Source organism: Terrabacter aeriphilus (assembly GCF_039542985.1).
In the GTDB taxonomy this organism is placed as follows: Bacteria; Actinomycetota; Actinomycetes; order Actinomycetales; family Dermatophilaceae; genus Terrabacter; species Terrabacter aeriphilus.
In genome coordinates this window covers 136,802-148,571 of the sequence record NZ_BAABIW010000006.1, presented here as the reverse complement: position 1 = coordinate 148,571, position 11,770 = coordinate 136,802, and the positions used below count along the sequence as shown (strand labels likewise).

The window sequence follows — 11,770 nt, the reverse complement described above, 5'->3', positions numbered from 1 at the left end:
GCGACAAACGCGTTCAGGCAGGGTTGGCGGCGGCCCCGTGCTCGAGGGCCTCGACGACCGCACCGCAGAAGTCGGGCAGGTCGTCGGGGTTGCGGCTCGTGATGAGGTTGCCGTCGACGACGAGGGACTCGTCGACCCACTCGCCCCCGGCGTTGCGGATGTCGGTCTGCAGGCTGGGCCACGACGCGAGGCGACGGCCCTTCAGCACGTCGGCCTCGATGAGGGTCCAGGGCGCGTGGCAGATCGCGGCCACGGGCCGGCCCGACGCGACGAACTCGCGCACGAGGGCGACGGCCGCCGCGTCGGTGCGCAGGGCGTCGGGGTTGGCCACGCCGCCGGGCAGCACGAGGGCGTCGAAGTCGCCGACCTTCGCGTCGGCGACGGTCACGTCGACCGGCTTCGTGTCGCCCTTGTCGAGGTGGTTGAACATCTGGACCTCGCCCGCCTCGGGGCTGACGACCACGGCTTCGTGCCCGGCGTCGGTGACGGCCTTCCACGGCTCCGTCAGCTCGACCTGCTCGATGCCCTCGCTCGCGACGAGAAATGCGACTCGCTTGGCCATGTGGTCCTCCTCTGGTCGCCCCGTGGAGGGGCGCTCGGTTCTGCTCGGTGTCTCGGGTGGCGTGCGACGCCACGTTCCGGACCTACCCACCCGGCCGGGGTTAGGGTCGGCCCATGGCCCAGGACCTCGTGGTTCCGCTCGCGCCGAACGTCTGGCGCATCCCGCTCGTGCGCGACCTCGTCAACGGCTTCGCCCTGCGCGACGACGACGGCCAGGTGACCCTCGTCGACATGGGTGTCTCGTCCTCGGGACCCAAGGTCATGGCCGCGCTCGCCGCCATCGGCTCCGGTCCGCGCGACGTGACCCGCCTGGTCCTCACGCACGCGCACCCCGACCACGCAGGCGGCGCCGCACACGTCGCCCGGCAGACGGGTCGGGGCTTCACGGTGCACCACGACGACGCCGCCCACGTCGTGGAGGGCTCGTCGCCGCCGCGCGACCGCAGCGTCCTGCTCGGCCGGCTCCTCGACCGGGTCACGCGCCCGGGCCGCGACTTCGAGCCGGTCACCGTCGAGCACGAGATGCGCGACGGCGACGTGCTGCCGATCGCCGGCGGCCTGCGCGTCGTGCACACCCCGGGCCACTCCCCCGGCCACGTGTCGCTCCTGCACGAGGAGTCGCGCACGCTCATCACCGGGGACGCCATCTTCAACGTGCTCGGCCTCCGCTGGCCCGTCAAGGCGTTCTGCACCGACTTCCGCATGACCCAGCGCACCGCCCACGTGCTCGGCGAGCTCGACTACGACGTGGCCGCCTTCACGCACGGCGCCGAGCTGCGCGACCGGCCCCGCGAGGCCATCCGCCGCTTCCTCTCGCGCCGCTCCCCGTCCTGAGCCGGGAGGCCACGGTCCCCCGCTCAGACACGCCGGATCCACAGGTCACGTCCACAGGTGTGGACAAACCCTGTACGCCGTCGGCGTGTCACGCGCGCCATCGGGTACGAGGTGGGGGTGACGAACTTCGGATACACCCTCATGACCGAGCAGAGCGGCCCCAAGGACCTCGTCCGCTGGGCGGTCGGGGCCGAGCAGGCGGGCTTCGACTTCGAGGTCTCGAGCGACCACTACTCCCCGTGGCTGACCGAGCAGGGGCACGCCCCCTACGCGTGGTCGGTCCTCGGCGCCGTGGCGCACGCGACCGAGCGGGTCGAGCTGATGACCTACGTGACCTGCCCGACCATGCGCTACCACCCGGCCGTCGTGGCGCAGAAGTCCGCCACCGTGCAGCTGCTCGCCGACGGTCGCTTCACCCTCGGGCTCGGCAGTGGCGAGAGCCTCAACGAGCACGTCGTCGGAGAGGGCTGGCCCGGCGTCGTCACCCGCCAGGACATGCTCGTCGAGGCCATCGAGATCATCCGCAAGCTGCACTCGGGCGAGCTCGTGACGCACCACGGCGAGTACTTCGACGTCGACTCGGCGCGCGTCTGGGACGTGCCCGACATCCTCGTGCCGGTGGCCGTCGCGGTGAGCGGCGACGCCTCCATCGAGAAGCTCGCCCCCCTGGCCGACCACCTCATCGCCGTCGAGCCGAAGTCCGACCTCGTCGACACGTGGAACCGCACGGCCGGCGCCGAGCGCATCGGCTCGGGCGCGCGGGCCATCGGCCAGATCCCGATCTGCTGGGACCCGGACGAGGACGTCGCGGTGAAGCGCGCGCACGACCAGTTCCGCTGGTTCGGCGGCGGCTGGTCGGTCAACGCCGACCTGCCGACCCCGGCCGGCTTCGCGGGCGCCACGCAGTTCGTGCGCCCCGAGGACGTCGCGGACTCGATCCCGTGCGGCCCCGACCTCGACCGCATCGTCGAGGCCGTGCGCCCCTACTGGGAGGCGGGCTTCACCGACGTCGCCGTCGTCCAGGTCGGCGGCGACGCGCAGGAGCGCTTCCTCGCCGAGGCCGCCGGACCGCTGCTCGAGAAGCTGCGCGCCGCCGCCGGCTGAGTCAGCCGGCCAGCGTCGAGTCGGCGGCGGGCCGCGTGCGCCGACGCGTGATGTCGGCACAGTCGAGGCAGACCTCCTCGGGCACGAGGCCGAGGCGCATCAGCCACGAGAAGAGGACGCAGCCCACGCAGATCCCGAGCAGCGACTCGAGCGCGGGGAAGAGCACCATGACGGCGCCGATGACGACGACGCCCGTGGCGGCGATGGACGAGCCCGTGATGACCGTCGTCAGCCACAGCGCGGTCGCCGCGACCGTCATGACCGCCCCGATGGCGGCGGCGAAACGCTTCGGCGGCCCGGCCGTGGGTCGCGCGGCTGCGGAGACGGCGGGTCGGATCCACCGCTGCACGAGCCGCGCGACCGGGCTCGCCGACGGTCCGAGCGAGGCCCGGAGCGTGAAGTCGACGGCCAGGACGGCGTAGAGCCACCACTGCGACGTCGCGAGGGCGACCACGCCGACGGCGAGCACGACGGCCGCGACGAGGCGGACGGTGACGTCGTCGACGACAGCGGGGAAACGCGAGGTCTTCATCCTCCACATTATTGCTTGCATAAGGGTGGCTTATGCAAGCAGGTCGGCATCCGGACCCGGCGGGGAGGGCGCCGGGGCACCGCGTTCCCGGCGCCCGCCCCCGGCATACGCTGGCGGCATGGCCCTACACATCGGTGCGCACGTCGACCAGGAGGACCCCATCGCCGAGGCGCGGGCGCGGGGGGCCTCACTCTCGCAGCTCTTCCTCGGCGACCCGCAGAGCTACAAGGGCCCGGTCATCCGGTATGCCGGTGGCGCGGCCGCGCTGCGCGCCGACGCCGAGGCGGCGGGCATCGACCTCTACGTCCACGCGCCCTACCCGATCAACGTGGCGAGCCTCAACAACCGCATCCGCATCCCGGGTCGCAAGCTGCTGCAGCAGCACGTGACCGCGGCCGCCGAGATCGGCGCCAAGGGCGTGATCGTGCACGGCGGCCACCTCGGCGTCGACGAGGACGCCGCGAAGGGGTTCGACAACTGGCGCAAGTGCATCGACGGGCTCGACCTCGCGGTGCCGCTCCTCATCGAGAACACGGCGGGCGGCGACAACGCGATGGCGCGGCGGCTCGAGGCGATCGCCCGGCTCTGGGACGCCATCGGCGGTGCGTCCGGCAGCGACCGGGTGGGCTTCTGCCTCGACACGTGCCACGCGCACGCCGGCGGCAACGACCTCGGCACCGTGGTCGAGCAGGTGCGCGCCATCACCGGGCGCATCGACCTCGTGCACGCCAACGACTCACGTGACGAGTTCGACTCGGGGGCCGACCGGCACACGAACTTCGGCTCCGGCCACATCGCCGGCGACGCGCTCGCCGACGTCGTCCGCGCGGCCGGGGCGCCCGTGGTCTGCGAGACGCCGGGCGGGCTCGAGGGCCAGACCGCCGACATCGCCTGGCTGCGCGCGCACGCGGGCTGAGCCGGCCGAGCCGCTCGGTCGGCCGGGCGAGACGAAACCCTCGCCCAATCCTGACCGGGGCTTTACCCCACGGCGGTCCGCGCGGGCCTACGGTGCATGAGGTTGCTTCGGCATTCGCGTCCCGCCATCACCTCCTCGGTGGCGGGGCGCGCCCATGTCCGGGCTCTGCCGCGGGCGCCTCGAGCAGCGCGAGCCGTGTCAGCCGGCCGGCGGGAAGGCGATGGCCTCGCCCTCGATGCGCAGCCGCAGCTCGGTGCCGGGCGCCGCGATGAACGCGTTCGAGTGCCGGATGCTGATGATCTCGCCCTCGCGCGCCAGCGCCGAGGTCTCGCACCCGGGCTCGCGGCCCGAGGTCAGCTCGAGCCGGACGGTGCTCTCCGGGCCGAAGTAGTCGGTGTCGACGACGACGCCGCGGATCGGGCCCTCGGGGTCGACCCGGATCTGCTCGGGGCGCAGCATGAGCTGCACCCGACCGCGGTGCGTGGTCGGCGCGAGGGGCACCGTGCCGAGCGAGCAGGTGGCCCGGTCGCCGTCGACCCAGGCCTCCAGCATGACGGCGTCGCCGAGGAACTCGGCGGTCGCGCGGTCGACGGGGCGGGTGTAGACCTCGAGCGGGCTGTCGACCTGCGCCAGCGTCCCGCCCCGCATGACGGCCACCTGGTCGGCGAAGCTGAGCGCCTCGGCCTGGTCGTGCGTCACGAGGACGGTCGTGATGCCGGCCGCCCCGAGCACCGCGGCCACCGTGCGCCGGGTCGCCACGCGCAGGCCGGCGTCGAGCGCCGAGAAGGACTCGTCGAGGAGCATCAGCTGCGGCTCGCGCGCGAGCGCCCGGGCGAGCGCCACGCGCTGCTGCTGGCCGCCGGAGACCTCGTGCGGGCGGCGCGAGGCGAGCGCCCGGTCGAGGGAGACCATCTCGAGCAGCTCGTCGACGCGGGCCTTCGCGCGGCGCCCGCCCCCGACCGCGCCGCCGACGAGGCCGAAGGCGATGTTCTGCCCCACCGTGAGGTGCGGGAAGAGGGCACCGTCCTGCGCGACGTAGCCGACGTTGCGGTGGTGCGCCGGCACCCACGCGCCGTCGCCGGCCACGGGCTCGCCGCTGAGCCGCACGGTGCCGGAGTCGGGTCGTTCGAAGCCCGCGATGAGCCGCAGGAGCGTCGTCTTGCCCGACCCGGACGGGCCGACGATGGCGGTCGTGCTGCCCGGCTCGACGCCGAGGGTGACGCCGCGCAGCACCTCCTGCGCGCCGAAGCTCTTGGTCAGCGCGGCCACCTCGAGGCGACCGGTGGCCGGGTCGGTCGTGTCGGTCGTGCCGGTCGTGTCGGTCACTGTCCCACCGCTTTCTTGGACTGCTGGAAGAGCAGGTAGGTCATCGGGGCCGACAGCGCGACCATGAGCAGGGCGTACGGGGCCGCGCCGGCATAGTCGATCTCGCTGCTCTTGGCCCAGAACTCGGTGGCGAGGGTGCGGGTGCCGTTCGGCGAGAGCAGCAGGGTGGCCGTCAGCTCGTTGACGATGGCGAGGAAGACGAGGGCGGCGCCGCCCGCCGCGGCCGGGGCGGTGAGGCGCAGCGTGACCCGGACGAAGGCCACGAAGGGCCGCACGCCGAGGGCCTGCGCCGCCTCCTCGAGCTCGCGCGGTGACTGGGCGAGGCCGGCGCGCAGGCTGACGAGCGCGCGAGGCAGGAAGAGCAGGACGTACGCGGCGACGAGCACCACCGCGGTCTGGTAGACGGCGGGCAGGACGCGGATGCTGACGGTCACGAACGCCAGGCCGACGACGATGCCGGGCATCGAGCTCGTCACGTAGTTCGACAGCTCGAGCGAGCGGGTGAACCAGCTCGGCCGGCGCACCGCGAGGAAGGCCATCGGGAAGGCCACGAGCACCGTGGCGGCGGCGCCCGCCACGCCGTAGAGGAGCGTCTGGGTCAGGGCCGGCACGAGCTCGTCGGGGGCCCAGATGGCCGACCCGCCGAGCACGACCCAGCGCACGACGAACCACATCGGCACCCCGACCGCGAGGGCGACGAGGAGCAGGAGCGAGAGCTGCGCAGGCACGCGCAGGCGCCCCAGCGGCATCCGGCTCGGGGCCGCCTGGCCGCCGGAGCCGACCTTGGCGTAGCGGGCGTGACCGCGGCTGCGCACCTCGGCGAGCAGGAGCAGGAGGCAGAGCAGCACGAGCACGCTCGCGAGCATGTTGCCGGCCGCGCCGTTGAAGGTCGACTGGTACTGCACCATGATCGCGGTCGTGAAGGTGTCGAAGCGGATCATCGCGAAGGCGCCGTACTCGGCGAGCAGGTGCAGGCCGACGAGCAGCGCGCCGCCGGTCATCGCGAGCCGCAGCTGGGGCAGCACGACCCGGCGGAACACCCGCCAGGGGCCGAGGCCGAGCGCCGCCGCGGACTCCTCGAGGGCGGGGTCGAGGCGGCTCAGCGTCGCGGCCGCCGGGATGTAGACGAGCGGGAAGTAGGACAGCACGGAGATGAGCACGCCCGACCACAGGCCGGCGAGCGACGGCACGGCGGAGACCCACCCGTAGCTGTTGACGAAGGCCGGGATCGCGAGCGGCGCCGCGAGCGCCAGGGCCCAGAACCGGTGACCGCGCAGGCGGGTGCGCTCGACGAGCCAGGCACCGCCGACGCCGAGCACGAGGCACAGCGGCACCGACACGAGCATGAGCAGGACGGTGTTGAGCAGCAGCTCGCCCACCCGCGCCCGGAAGATGAGGGGCGCCGCGGCGTCCCACCCGGTCGCCACGGTCATCGCCACGACGTAGCCGAGCGGCATGAGCGAGAACAGTGCGATGAGCACGGCGAGCACCGGGAGCACCGGCGGACGCCGACGCTCCCGGTGCTCCCGCGGTGCGCGGGTCGCGATCTGGGCGGTGGTCACCGGAGCACTACAGCAGACCAGCCTGGGTCATCAGGTCGGTGACCGTGGCGGAGTTGAGCTTGGCGGGGTCGACGGTCGGGGCCTGGAGGTCCTTGAGCGGCACGAGCGCGGGGTTCGACGGGACGTCGGAGGCGACGGCGTACTCGAACGAGGTGCCCTTCTCGAGCACCTCCTGGCCGCTCTTGCCGGTGATGAAGGCGAGCAGCTTCTGCGCGTCGGCCGCGTGCTTGGAGGACTTGAGCACGCCGCCTCCCGAGACGGAGACGAAGGCGCCCGGGTCCTGGTTCTTGAAGTAGTGCGTGCCGACGTTGCCGGAGTTCTCGCCCGTCTTGGCCTGGTCGCCGTAGTAGTAGTAGTGGTAGATGAGCGCGGTGTCGACCTCGCCCGAGTTGACCGCCTTCATCGCGGTGCTGTTGCCCTTGTAGATCTTCGCGTTGGTCTTCATGGCGGTCAGCCACTCGTTCGTCGCGGCCTCGCCCTTGAGCTCGAGCAGGGCCGAGACGATGGCCTGGAAGTCGGCGCCCGACGGCGAGGCGGCCCAACGGCCCTTCCACTCCGGCTTGGCGAGGTCGAGCATTGAGGCGGGGAGCTGGTTCTCCTGCACCTTGCGCTTGTCGTAGACGAGCACGGTCGAGCGGGCGGCGATGCCGGTCCACTTGCCCGTCGACGGGCGGAACTGCGCGGGCACCTGCGCGAGGGTGGCCTGGTCGACGTCGGCGAAGAGGCCGGCGTTCTCGACCTGGGTCATGGCGGGGCTGTTCTCGGTGAGGAACACGTCGGCGGGCGAGGCCGCACCCTCCTGCATGATCTGGTTCGACAGCTCGGTGTCGGAGCCGTTGCGCACCGTGACCTTGATGCCGGTCGACGTCGTGAAGGCGTCGACCCACTCCTGCGTCAGGCTCTCGTGCTGGGCGTTGTAGACGGTGAGCTCGCCGCCGCCGGCCGTGCTGCCGGACCCGGACCCGGAGCCGGAATCGGAGCCGCAGGCCGCGAGCCCGAGGGAGGCGGCGGTGAGCAGGGCGATGCCGGCCAGGGGCCGGGGACGGAACGTCATGGCAGGGAGTCCTTCAGGGGTTCGACGACGTGGAGGATGCCGCCGGTGCGGCGGGCGCTCCCCACCCTACGCCATAGGTAAGGCTACCCTTACCATCGGCTCACCGGCCGGACGGGCGCCGCGCCAGCATGCTGTCGGCGAGGAGCACGGCCACGCGCAGCTGCTCGGGGCTCGGGCGCACGACCCGGGTCGAGGCCGTCACCGCGAAGTGGCCGAGGACGTCGTCGTCCTGCGTCACCACGATGGCCGTGATCCCCTCCGGGGGCAAACCGGTGCGCTCGACGGGCAGCCGGCGCCCGCCGGCGGTCACGCTCCCGTCGGCCGCGAGGACGGGGTCGTCCCACCGCGGCGGACCGGCGTGCCAGGCGCAGCGGTCGGCGCCCAGCGCGGTCGCGATGGCGTCGGCGACGGCGGCGCCCCGGGCCGTCGCCGTCGTCCCGGGCGGCAGGTCGAGCAGGTCCGCGAGGCCCGTGAGGTAGCCCTCGCGGCGCAGGGCCACCGCCTGCTGGCGTCAGCCCCAGAGCGCGATCTCGGTGACGGCGAGCCCGACGAGCACGAGCACGACGGCCAGCTCGACGTCGTCGGTGCGGTGGATCGAGAGGGAGAGGTAGGGCTCGGTGAGGAAGAAGTCGAAGCTGCCGGCCGCCGTGAGCGCCGCGGCGATGCCGGCCACGCGGTCGCCGGTGGCGGCCGCCGCCACGACGGTCAGCACGAGGACCATGGCCGCGGTGCTCTCCGCGAGCGTGCCCCGGAGCAGGGCGAGCAGCGCGCCGACGAGCACCGGCAGGGCCGCCGCGCCCCACCGCGTGGCGCTCGGGTGCGACGTCGGCCGGTCGGTGGTCATGACTCCACGGAACACCCGACCCGGCCTCGCGCGCACCCCGACGGCGCTATCCTGACGCGATCTTGACGACCTGGGGAGGAGCCCCGATGAGCGGGACCGGCAGCAGCGACGACCCCTGGGTGCTGCGCACCCCGCCCGGCACGTCGGAGTACACGATGTTCCGCGACGACGACGCCGAGCCGGCCCAGCTCGTGTGCCAGGTCGGCTCGACGCGCCTGACGTACGACGCCCGCGTCGTCGAGGACCTCCACGCCTGGCTGCGCGAGCAGGGCGACTGGGTGCCGCTCGGGGCGGCCGACGAGCAGAAGCCGGCCAAGGAGGGCACCGTCGAGGCGTGGGCCCGCTCGGAGGGCAACCCGCTCGGCGGCTGGTACGGCCTGCGCAAGGGCTACCGCGGGCGCGTCGGCATGTACCTCCCGCCCCTGCTCGAGCAGCTCGGGCTCGCCGAGCTCGAGCACCAGCCGCGCAACAACCGGATGCGCGCGCTCTGAGGCTCCCCCGAGGGCGCCCCGTCAGTCGGTGGTGCGCCGCACGAACGCACGGACGGCGAGCGGTGCCACCACCCCGGTGATGAGCAGGGACCAGATCACCGTCGTCACGACGGGGTGCTGCAACGGCAGCGCCGCGTCCGCGGGCGCGGCGGGGACGTTGCCCCACAGCTCGCGCATCGCCTGCACGAGCGAGCTGACCGGGTTCCACTCGGCCACCGTGCGCAGCCACGGCACCATCCCCTCGGTCGGGGCGAAGGTGTTGGCGAGGAAGGTGACCGGGAAGATCGTCGTGAACATCAGCCCGTTGACGGCCTCCGCCGAGCGCATCGAGCACCCGACGAGGACGCCGACCCAGATCATCGCGAAGCCGAAGAGCAGCAGCAGCGCGAGGGCCAGGACGGCGTTGCCGAAGCCACCGCGGATGCGCCAGCCGATCGCGAGGCCCGTCATCGACATGACGAAGATGCCGATGCTCGAGTGGATGAGGCTGTAGACGCTGCGCCCGACGAGCACCGACGACCGGGAGATGGGCAGCGACCGGAAGCGGTCGATGATGCCCTTGTCGAGGTCCATGTTGAGCCCGATGGCGACGATGAAAGCGGAGAACGCCATCGTCTGCGCCATGATCCCGGGCAGCAGCCACTCGCGGTAGGAGCCGCTGTCGGTCTGGATCGACCCGCCGAAGACGAAGGCGAAGAGCAGCACGAACATGATCGGCTGGATCGTGACGTCGGTCAGCATCTCGGGCTGGCGCTTGATGTGCTTGAGGCTGCGCCAGACCATCATCCCGATCTGGCGCGAGCGGCCCGGGGGCTCGTAGTCGTGCGGCCCCGCGGGCGCACCCACGGTGGCGGTGGCGGTCGTCGTGGCTCGGTCGGTCATCGGGACTCCTCGGCGGTGGAGCTGGTGTCCGGGGTCGCGCCGGCCCCGGTTGCGTCGGACTCGGGGGCGTCGGTCTCGGCGCGGTGGCCCGTGAGGCTGAGGAAGACGTCGTCGAGGCTCGGCCGCTGGAGGCCGAGGTCGTCGAGCTCGATCTCGCTGCGGTCGAAGACGGCGGCGACCCGCGTCATGTCCGACAGGCCCTCGGCGGGGGCGGTGAGCCGCCGCGCGGACACGTCGACGTGGACGCCCTCGACGTGCGCGGCGAGGAGGGCACGTGCCGACTCGAGCTGCTCGGCGTGCGAGACGGTGAGGACGATCGCGGCCTTGCCGGACTGGTCCTTGAGCTCGAGGGCCGTGCCCTCGGCGATGATGCGGCCGTGGTCGATGACGACGATGCGGTCGGCCAGCTGGTCGGCCTCCTCGAGGTACTGCGTCGTCAGGAGCAGCGTCGTGCCGTCGCGGACGAGGCCGCGCAGCACCTCCCACAGCTCGACGCGGCTGCGGGGGTCGAGGCCCGTCGTCGGCTCGTCGAGGAAGAGGACGGGCGGGGTCGCGATCAGGCTGACGGCGAGGTCGAGGCGCCGGCGCATGCCGCCGCTGTACTCCTTGATCACCTTGTTGCCGGCGTCGGTCAGCGAGAAGCGCTCGAGCAGCTCGTCGGAGAGGCGGTGCACCTCGGCCTTGGGCAGGCCGTAGAGGGAGCCCATCAGCCGGAGGTTCTCGCGGCCGGTGAGCAGCTCGTCGACGGTGGCGGCCTGCCCCGTGAGCCCCATGCTGCGGCGGACCAGCTCGGGCTCGCGCGCCACGTCGTGCCCGGCGACGCGGGCGGTGCCGCTCGTCGGCCGGCTCAGCGTCGTCATCATCCGGACGGTCGTGGTCTTGCCGGCGCCGTTGGGCCCGAGCAGGCCGAGGACCGAGCCCTGCGGCACGGTGAAGCTGACGTCGTCGACGGCGGTCATGTCGCCGAAGCGTTTGACGAGGTGCTCGGCCTCGATGGCCGGCCCCGTGAAGCGGTGGCGCGTGGACGGCGCGCCGATGGTCGTGGTCATGTGCGGCTCCCCGGGTGAGTGGCGACGATGGGGCGACCGTAACCGCCCCCACCGACAGCCTCGCGCACCATGTGCACAGCATCAACATCTTTTGGGTGACGAGTTCGCCCACGGCGTAGCGACACCGGTCCCCGGCCCGGCGCACCGGGGCGGCACCCGTGCGACGCTGGGACGACGCACCGAGATCGGAGACGGCCATGACCCACGTCGCGACGCACCCGCCCGCCCCTGCGCCCCTGCTCCGGGAGGTCTACGGCCGGCTGCTCCGCGGCCTGCGCACGCGCCAGGCCCGCACGCTCGCCGAGGTGGCCGCCCGCGCGGGCATCTCCCTCGCCTACCTCTCCGAGGTCGAGCGCGGTCTCAAGGAGCCGTCGTCGGAGGTGCTGGAGGCGGTCTGCGTGGCCCTCGGCTCCAGCATCACCGACCTCGTCGGCGCCGCCCACCGCGAGCTGCGGGCGCTGGCGGCCGACGCGTCGACCGGCGGCCGCGTCCTCGACCTCACCTCACGGGTGGGGTCGAGCGTGGCGGGAACCCTCGGGCACGCCGCCGCGCCGACCGGGACACCGGCCGACGCGACGGGTGCGGTGCTGCTCGTCGCCTGAGCGACGCGGTCGG

14 protein-coding genes are annotated in these 11,770 nt (G+C 73.1%); 5 read left to right on the top strand and 9 right to left on the bottom strand.

Features of this window, described 5'->3' with window-relative positions; genetic code table 11:
* Positions 1–13 precede the first annotated feature (13 nt).
* On the bottom strand, positions 14–562 hold the full coding sequence (locus tag ABD979_RS02970) for a type 1 glutamine amidotransferase domain-containing protein (protein WP_345505946.1): 549 nt from the start codon (positions 560–562) through the stop codon (positions 14–16).
* A gap of 113 nt (positions 563–675) precedes the next feature.
* Between ABD979_RS02970 and ABD979_RS02965 the strand changes: the two genes are divergently transcribed.
* Entirely contained in the window at positions 676–1,395 is a 720-nt protein-coding gene (locus ABD979_RS02965) for an MBL fold metallo-hydrolase (RefSeq protein ID WP_345505945.1), read from the top strand.
* Positions 1,396–1,512: 117 nt separating this feature from the next.
* Complete coding sequence (locus ABD979_RS02960; RefSeq protein ID WP_345505944.1) at positions 1,513–2,499, top strand: LLM class F420-dependent oxidoreductase; 987 nt, start codon at positions 1,513–1,515, stop codon at positions 2,497–2,499.
* A gap of 1 nt (position 2,500) precedes the next feature.
* On the opposite strand, the gene ABD979_RS02955 is transcribed toward ABD979_RS02960, so the two are convergent.
* On the bottom strand, positions 2,501–3,031 hold the full coding sequence (locus tag ABD979_RS02955; RefSeq protein ID WP_345505943.1) for a DUF4395 domain-containing protein: 531 nt from the start codon (positions 3,029–3,031) through the stop codon (positions 2,501–2,503).
* Positions 3,032–3,149: 118 nt separating this feature from the next.
* Here ABD979_RS02955 and ABD979_RS02950 point away from each other — a divergent pair, with 118 nt between their 5' ends.
* Complete coding sequence (locus ABD979_RS02950; protein ID WP_345505942.1) at positions 3,150–3,947, top strand: deoxyribonuclease IV; 798 nt, start codon at positions 3,150–3,152, stop codon at positions 3,945–3,947.
* Between the two features lie 198 nt (positions 3,948–4,145).
* Here the strand turns inward: ABD979_RS02950 and ABD979_RS02945 are convergent, their stop codons facing one another.
* The 5 genes from ABD979_RS02945 to ABD979_RS02925 all read right to left on the bottom strand — a co-directional run bounded on the left by ABD979_RS02945 (position 4,146) and on the right by ABD979_RS02925 (position 8,733).
* Positions 4,146–5,273 carry an ABC transporter ATP-binding protein gene (locus ABD979_RS02945; RefSeq protein WP_345505941.1) on the bottom strand — a complete coding sequence of 376 codons (1,128 nt, stop codon included), beginning with the start codon at positions 5,271–5,273 and terminating at the stop codon, positions 4,146–4,148.
* Positions 5,270–6,730 carry an ABC transporter permease gene (locus ABD979_RS02940; protein ID WP_345506335.1) on the bottom strand — a complete coding sequence of 487 codons (1,461 nt, stop codon included), beginning with the start codon at positions 6,728–6,730 and terminating at the stop codon, positions 5,270–5,272. The genes ABD979_RS02945 and ABD979_RS02940 overlap by 4 nt, the downstream gene beginning before the upstream one ends.
* A 112-nt stretch (positions 6,731–6,842) precedes the next feature.
* Complete coding sequence (locus tag ABD979_RS02935; protein ID WP_345505940.1) at positions 6,843–7,889, bottom strand: iron ABC transporter substrate-binding protein; 1,047 nt, start codon at positions 7,887–7,889, stop codon at positions 6,843–6,845.
* Between the two features lie 100 nt (positions 7,890–7,989).
* Positions 7,990–8,388: a hypothetical protein gene (locus ABD979_RS02930; RefSeq protein ID WP_345505939.1), complete on the bottom strand. Its 399-nt coding sequence runs from the start codon at positions 8,386–8,388 to the stop codon at positions 7,990–7,992.
* 12 nt (positions 8,389–8,400) lie between these two features.
* A complete protein-coding gene (locus ABD979_RS02925) occupies positions 8,401–8,733 on the bottom strand; it encodes a DUF4118 domain-containing protein (protein WP_345505938.1) in 333 nt (110 codons plus the stop codon).
* Positions 8,734–8,819: 86 nt separating this feature from the next.
* On the opposite strand from ABD979_RS02925, the gene ABD979_RS02920 reads away from it, so the two are divergent.
* Positions 8,820–9,224, top strand: coding sequence for a DUF6855 family protein (locus ABD979_RS02920; protein WP_345505937.1), 405 nt, complete (start codon positions 8,820–8,822; stop codon positions 9,222–9,224).
* 21 nt (positions 9,225–9,245) lie between these two features.
* On the opposite strand, the gene ABD979_RS02915 is transcribed toward ABD979_RS02920, so the two are convergent.
* On the bottom strand, positions 9,246–10,106 hold the full coding sequence (locus ABD979_RS02915; RefSeq protein WP_345505936.1) for an ABC transporter permease: 861 nt from the start codon (positions 10,104–10,106) through the stop codon (positions 9,246–9,248).
* Positions 10,103–11,155, bottom strand: coding sequence for an ATP-binding cassette domain-containing protein (locus tag ABD979_RS02910; RefSeq protein ID WP_345505935.1), 1,053 nt, complete (start codon positions 11,153–11,155; stop codon positions 10,103–10,105). The genes ABD979_RS02915 and ABD979_RS02910 overlap by 4 nt, the downstream gene beginning before the upstream one ends.
* Before the next feature lie 197 nt (positions 11,156–11,352).
* Here ABD979_RS02910 and ABD979_RS02905 point away from each other — a divergent pair, with 197 nt between their 5' ends.
* Positions 11,353–11,757, top strand: coding sequence for a helix-turn-helix domain-containing protein (locus ABD979_RS02905; RefSeq protein ID WP_345505934.1), 405 nt, complete (start codon positions 11,353–11,355; stop codon positions 11,755–11,757).
* Positions 11,758–11,770: the final 13 nt, after the last annotated feature.

Bases quoted from the DNA above. Each gene is read 5' to 3' on its own strand.
- ABD979_RS02925 (WP_345505938.1), bottom strand. From the start codon at position 8,733: ATGACCACCGACCGGCCGACGTCGCACCCGAGCGCCACGCGGTGGGGC.
- ABD979_RS02970 (WP_345505946.1), bottom strand. From the start codon at position 562: ATGGCCAAGCGAGTCGCATTTCTCGTCGCGAGCGAGGGCATCGAGCAG.
- ABD979_RS02915 (WP_345505936.1), bottom strand. From the start codon at position 10,106: ATGACCGACCGAGCCACGACGACCGCCACCGCCACCGTGGGTGCGCCC.
- ABD979_RS02940 (WP_345506335.1), bottom strand. From the start codon at position 6,730: ATGCCGCTCGGCTACGTCGTGGCGATGACCGTGGCGACCGGGTGGGAC.
- ABD979_RS02950 (WP_345505942.1), top strand. From the start codon at position 3,150: ATGGCCCTACACATCGGTGCGCACGTCGACCAGGAGGACCCCATCGCC.
- ABD979_RS02920 (WP_345505937.1), top strand. From the start codon at position 8,820: ATGAGCGGGACCGGCAGCAGCGACGACCCCTGGGTGCTGCGCACCCCG.
- ABD979_RS02905 (WP_345505934.1), top strand. From the start codon at position 11,353: ATGACCCACGTCGCGACGCACCCGCCCGCCCCTGCGCCCCTGCTCCGG.
- ABD979_RS02910 (WP_345505935.1), bottom strand. From the start codon at position 11,155: ATGACCACGACCATCGGCGCGCCGTCCACGCGCCACCGCTTCACGGGG.
- ABD979_RS02965 (WP_345505945.1), top strand. From the start codon at position 676: ATGGCCCAGGACCTCGTGGTTCCGCTCGCGCCGAACGTCTGGCGCATC.
- ABD979_RS02955 (WP_345505943.1), bottom strand. From the start codon at position 3,031: ATGAAGACCTCGCGTTTCCCCGCTGTCGTCGACGACGTCACCGTCCGC.
- ABD979_RS02935 (WP_345505940.1), bottom strand. From the start codon at position 7,889: ATGACGTTCCGTCCCCGGCCCCTGGCCGGCATCGCCCTGCTCACCGCC.